1 protein-coding gene is annotated in these 1236 nt (G+C 57.2%); it reads left to right on the top strand.

Going from position 1 to position 1236, the window contains the following annotated elements; translation table 11 throughout:
- On the top strand, positions 1 to 1071 hold a 1071-nt coding region (locus tag BM035_RS22220; RefSeq protein ID WP_008174531.1), incomplete at its 5' end, for an IS1380-like element ISMaq3 family transposase.
- Between the last annotated feature and the right edge of the window lie 165 nt (positions 1072 to 1236).

Raw genomic sequence — 1236 nt, 5'->3', positions numbered from 1 at the left:
GGCTACGAAGATCTGAATGATCATGAAGCGCTTCGCTTTGATCAGGCACTACAAACCGCCACGGGGAATGCCTCGACTCTGGCCGGCAAGTCCACGCTTTGTCGAATGGAGCAGGCGATGGATCGGCAAACCATTGTCAAAGCGCATGAGTTGCTCTGGCACCACTTTATCGAGCAGCATGAGAAGCCGCCCAAGGAAATCGTGCTGGATTTTGACGGCACCGATATTCCGGTGCACGGCGACCAGCCGGGTAAGTTCTTTAACCGGTATTACGACCATCACTGCTACTTCCCGCTTTACGTCTTCTGCGGTAGGCACTTGCTGGTGAGCTATCTGCGCACCAGCAATCGAGGTGATGCCCGGCACAGCTGGGCCATTCTGGCGCTGCTGGTGCGATTTATTCGCGAGTATTGGCCACAGACCCGGATCGTGTTCCGGGGCGACTCCCACTTCAGCAAGCCCCGACTGCTGGCCTGGTGCGATCGCAACCAGGTGGATTACATCGTAGGCATGGCCCGCAACCAGCGGCTGGAGGCGCTTGCCGCCCCAGCCATGGACAAAGTCCGGACCTACTACGAGGCTCATGGCCATAAGCTCGCCAGCACCTTCCGCTTCCGCTACAAAGCCCGAAGCTGGCATAAGCCACGCTGGGTGGTTGCGCGCCTGGAATATGGCCCTCAAGGCCCGAACCCCCGGTTCGTTATCAGCTCCCGCTACGATGACGGATTCAAGCTCTACTACGAACAGTATTGCGCACGGGGTGATATGGAGAACCGGATCAAGGATCAACAACTGGATCTGTTTGCCGGTCGCACCTCCAGCACACACTGGTGGACCAACCAGTGGCGGCTGATCTTATCCGGCTTCGCCTACACCCTGTTCGAGCGTTTGCGGGTGCATCTGAAAAACACGCCCTTCGAACGTATGAGTGCCGGCACCTTGCGCTTGAAGCTGATCAAGGTTGGCGCAGTCATCATCCGCAACACCCGCCGAATACGGGTGTTGATGAGTGATAGCTATCCACACAAGAACGATCTCTCAGCACTGGTTCAGCGCTTGGTGCCCCAGTAGATAATCGGGCTCCCCCGGCCCGATACCAATGGGGGAAAGGGGGAGTTGTGCCTGAATGCCGGAAACTGGCTAAATAATCGCCAACTTCGACCATGACCACTCGGATCTGGCACTACCAGGCTTGGTCTGCGAAGGTTGTTGGAGCACTATGAGAAATCCGGGCTA

The sequence above is a fragment of the Marinobacter sp. DSM 26671 genome (assembly GCF_900112835.1).
Lineage (GTDB): Bacteria > Pseudomonadota > Gammaproteobacteria > Pseudomonadales > Oleiphilaceae > Marinobacter > Marinobacter flavimaris.
This window is presented reverse-complemented; position numbering and strand designations above follow the sequence as displayed.